A 4,054-nucleotide genomic window follows, 5' to 3' on the forward strand; every position below is an offset into this window, starting at 1 on the left:
GCCCGCACCGGCTCGTCTCCCTGCTCACCCGCGAGGCCGTGGAGGAACTGGGCCTTGAGGTCGGCATGGAGGCCACCGCCCGCGTGAAGTCGACGAACGTACATATCGACAGGGCGTAGGACCGCGCGCGGGGCGGGACGCCCGGTGGCTCCGTTCAAACGCACATGCGGGCCCGGAGTGCTCGATCGCCAGCTCCTGCCAACCAACAGGGTGGTCCGCGCTTGCAATTGCGGCAGTATTATCTCGGCGTGGCGGTCGTTCGGCCGTGGCAGGGCGCGACAGTCTTCCGTGCTTCGAACATCGAGGAGTACATCCGTGATGACCCGTTCCACACGCCGGACCCGTACGCTGCGAGCGGCCGGCGTGGGCGCGGCCGCCCTGCTGGCCCTGAGCGCCTGCTCGTCCTCCGGCTCCTCCGGTTCGGCGGACGACTCCTCGTCGTCCGGATCCGGCGCCTCGGGAGCCTCGTCCGCGAAGCCGTCCGGCACGGTGACCGTCTTCGCCGCCGCCTCGCTCAAGGAGAGCTTCACCGCGCTCGGCAAGGAGTTCGAGCAGCGGTATCCGGGCACCAAGGTCACCTTCGACTTCGGCGGCAGCGACACGCTCGCCGCGAGCATCGACGGGGGCGCCCCCGCCGACGTGTTCGCCGCCGCCAGCGCCAAGACGATGAAGACCGTGACGGACAAGGGGGACACGGCCGGCGCCCCGGTCACCTTCGTCCGCAACCAGCTGGAGATCGCGACCCTGCCGGGCAACCCGCACAAGGTGTCCTCCCTCGAGGACCTCACCGCCTCCGGGCTGAAGGTCGTACTGTGCGCAAAGACCGTGCCCTGCGGCGCCGCCGCGCAGAAGGCCCTCTCCGCGAGCGGCCTGAAGCTGACCCCGGTCTCCTACGAGCAGGACGTCAAGGGCGCCCTGACCAAGGTGGAGCTGAAGGAGGCCGACGCCGCGGTGGTCTACAAGACCGATGTGAAGGCCGCGGGTGACAAGGTGGCCGGCGTGGAGTTCCCCGAGTCGGCCAAGGCCGTCAACGACTATCCGATCGCCCGGCTCAGGAACGCGCCCAACGCGACGGCGGCCAAGGCGTTCATCGAGCTGGTGCGGTCCGCCGCAGGCCAGAAGGTGCTGACCGGAGACGGGTTCCTCGAGCCGTGAACGAGGCCGACCGCGAGACCCGTGCCGTGACCCTTGAGAGCGGGTCACGGCGCGGGCGTGCCCTGCGGGGCGTGCCGCTGCCCCTGCTGGTGCCCGCGCTGGTGGGTCTGGCGTTCCTGCTGCTGCCACTGCTGGCCCTGCTGATCCGCGCCCCCTGGCGCAGTCTGCCGGAGCAGCTGACCAGCCCCGAGGTGTGGCAGGCGCTCCAGCTGTCCCTGATCAGCGCCACCTGCGCGACCGCGCTGAGCCTGGTGCTCGGCGTGCCGCTGGCCTGGCTGCTGGCCCGTACGCGGTTCCCGGGGCGGGGTCTGGTGCGGGCCCTGGTGACGCTGCCGCTGGTGCTGCCGCCCGTGGTGGGCGGTGTGGCCCTGCTGCTCGCGCTCGGGCGCAACGGGGTGGTGGGGCAGTGGCTGGACTCCTGGTTCGGGATCACCCTGCCGTTCACCACCGCCGGGGTGGTCGTCGCGGAGGCGTTCGTCGCCATGCCGTTCCTGGTCATCAGCGTGGAGGGGACGCTGCGGGCCGCCGACCCGCGCTACGAGGAGGCGGCCACCACGCTGGGCGCGTCCCGCTTCACCGCGTTCCGCCGGGTCACCCTGCCGCTCATCGCGCCCGGTGTCGCGGCGGGCGCCGTACTGGCCTGGGCACGGGCGCTCGGCGAGTTCGGCGCCACCATCACGTTCGCGGGCAACTTCCCCGGCCGTACGCAGACCATGCCGCTCGCCGTCTACCTGGCCCTGCAGAACGACCCGGCGGCGGCGATCGCGCTGAGCCTGGTGCTGCTGGCCGTCTCGATCGCCGTGCTGGCGGGTCTGCGGGACCGTTGGATGACGGCCTCCTCATGACCCCGAACCCGTGATCACCGGCCGCCCCGTGACCCGCGACCGCATCGGACGCATCGGATCCTGGACCATCGCCTCATGACCGACACAGACGAGACCCCGGCCGGCGTACGCGCCGACGACACCCGTGGCGACGGACTGGACGCCCGTCTCGTCGTCGACCGGGGCTCCTTCCGGCTCGACGTGGCGCTCACCGCCGCCCCGGGCGACGTCGTCGCGCTGCTCGGCCCGAACGGCGCCGGCAAGACCACGGCCCTGCGCGCACTGGCAGGTCTGGTGCCGCTCACCGGGGGCCGTCTGCGGCTGGACGGCACCCCGCTGGAGCGCACGCCGCCGGAGGCCCGACCGGTCGGCGTGGTCTTCCAGGACTACCTGCTCTTCCCGCACCTGTCCGCGCTGGACAACGTGGCCTTCGGGCCGCGCTGCCAGGGCGTGGGCAAGGCCGAGGCCCGTGCGCAGGCGGCCGCGTGGCTGGAGCGCATGGGCCTGGCGGACCACGCCGGCACCAAGCCCCGTCGGCTCTCCGGCGGCCAGGCCCAGCGCGTGGCGCTGGCCCGCGCGCTGGCCACCCGGCCGCGGCTGCTGCTCCTGGACGAGCCGCTCGCCGCGCTGGACGCCCGTACACGTCTGGAGGTGCGCGCCCAGCTCAGGCGGCACCTCGCCGAGTTCGAGGCCGTCGCCGTGCTGGTCACCCACGATCCGCTGGACGCCATGGTGCTGGCCGACCGGCTCGTCGTCGTCGAGCACGGCCGCGTGGTCCAGGAGGGCGCACCCTCCGACATCGCCCGCCACCCGCGCACGGACTACATCGCCCAGCTGGTCGGCCTGAACCTGTACCGGGGCCGGGCGGAGGGGCACACGGTACGGCTGGAGTCCGGCCCCGCCGTCGCCACCACCGAGGACCTGTCCGGACCCGCCTTCGTGGCGTTCCCGCCGGGCGCGGTCACCCTCCACCGGCACCGGCCCACCGGCTCCAGCGCGCGCAATCTGTGGCGCTGCGAGGTGGCCGGCCTGGAGACGCACGGCGACCAGATCCGCGCCGACCTCACCGGCGAGCTGGCCCTGGCCGCCGACCTCACCACGGTCGCCGCGGCCGAACTCGGCCTGCACCCGGGTGTGGAGGTCTGGGCGGCGGTGAAGGCGGCACAGACGCACGCGTACCCCGCCTGAGCCCCGCGGGCGTGGGGGCGGGGGCGGGAACGGCGAGGCCCCGCCACGGCCACGGGGCCGGACGGGGCCTCGACGATGCCGCCACGGCCACGGGGGCCGGGCGTCACCTCGGTGCTTGCCGCTGCGCTCAGTCCTGGTAGGCGTCCAGCGGCGGGCAGGAGCAGACCAGGTTCCGGTCGCCGAAGGCCTGGTCGATGCGGCGCACCGGCGGCCAGTACTTCTCCTCGGCGGCGACCCCGCCCGGGAAGACGGCCTCCTCGCGGCTGTAGGCGTGGTCCCACTCGCCGCCGAGCGCGGCCGCGGTGTGCGGGGCGCCCCGCAGCGGGTTGTCCTCCGCCGGCCACTGGCCCGAGCCGACCTTCTCGATCTCGGCGCGAATGGCGATCATCGCCTCGCAGAACCGGTCCAGCTCGGCCAGGTCCTCGGACTCGGTGGGCTCGATCATCAGCGTGCCGGCCACCGGGAAGGACATCGTCGGCGCGTGGAAGCCGTAGTCGATCAGCCGCTTGGCCACGTCGTCCACCGTGACGCCGGTCGCCTTGGTGAGCGGGCGCAGGTCGATGATGCACTCGTGCGCGACGAGACCGCCGGGGCCGGTGTAGAGCACCGGGTAGTGCGGCTCGAGACGCTTGGCGACGTAGTTGGCGGACAGCACGGCCACCTGGGTGGCGCGCTTGAGGCCCTCGCCGCCCATGAGCCGGACGTAGGCCCAGGAGATCGGCAGGATGCCGGCCGAGCCCCAGGGCGCGGCCGAGATCGGGCCGACCCCGGTCTTCGGACCGGCCTCGGGCTGCAGCGGGTGGTTGGGCAGGTACGGCGCCAGGTGCGAGCGCACGGCCACGGGGCCGACGCCGGGACCGCCGCCGCCGTGCGGGATGCAGAACGTC

The 4,054-nt window shown here is 73.6% G+C and carries 4 protein-coding genes and 1 pseudogene; 4 read left to right on the forward strand and 1 reads right to left on the reverse strand.

Features of this window, described 5'->3' with window-relative positions; all coding sequences use genetic code 11:
- The 4 genes from IE249_RS36675 to IE249_RS08590 all read left to right on the forward strand — a co-directional run.
- Window positions 1-119 (forward strand): TOBE domain-containing protein (locus IE249_RS36675; RefSeq protein ID WP_229857864.1); only part of this gene is annotated, 119 nt, incomplete at its 5' end.
- A 199-nt stretch (window positions 120-318) separates the two neighbouring features.
- Window positions 319-1,155 carry a molybdate ABC transporter substrate-binding protein gene (modA, locus tag IE249_RS08580; RefSeq protein ID WP_189704158.1) on the forward strand — a complete coding sequence of 279 codons (837 nt, stop codon included), beginning with the start codon at window positions 319-321 and terminating at the stop codon, window positions 1,153-1,155.
- On the forward strand, window positions 1,152-2,000 hold the full coding sequence (gene modB, locus IE249_RS08585; RefSeq protein ID WP_189704159.1) for a molybdate ABC transporter permease subunit: 849 nt from the start codon (window positions 1,152-1,154) through the stop codon (window positions 1,998-2,000). The genes modA and modB overlap by 4 nt, the downstream gene beginning before the upstream one ends.
- Before the next feature lie 75 nt (window positions 2,001-2,075).
- The gene (locus IE249_RS08590) at window positions 2,076-3,167 is read left to right on the forward strand and encodes an ABC transporter ATP-binding protein (RefSeq protein ID WP_189704160.1); all 1,092 of its coding nucleotides are present in this window, start codon (window positions 2,076-2,078) and stop codon (window positions 3,165-3,167) included.
- A 127-nt stretch (window positions 3,168-3,294) separates the two neighbouring features.
- On the opposite strand, the pseudogene IE249_RS36680 reads toward IE249_RS08590, so the two are convergent.
- Window positions 3,295-4,054 (reverse strand): annotated as a pseudogene (locus IE249_RS36680) (glycine dehydrogenase (aminomethyl-transferring)); the annotation flags it as partial.

This window comes from Streptomyces anandii JCM 4720 (assembly GCF_014650655.1).
Classification (GTDB): domain Bacteria; phylum Actinomycetota; class Actinomycetes; order Streptomycetales; family Streptomycetaceae; genus Streptomyces; species Streptomyces anandii.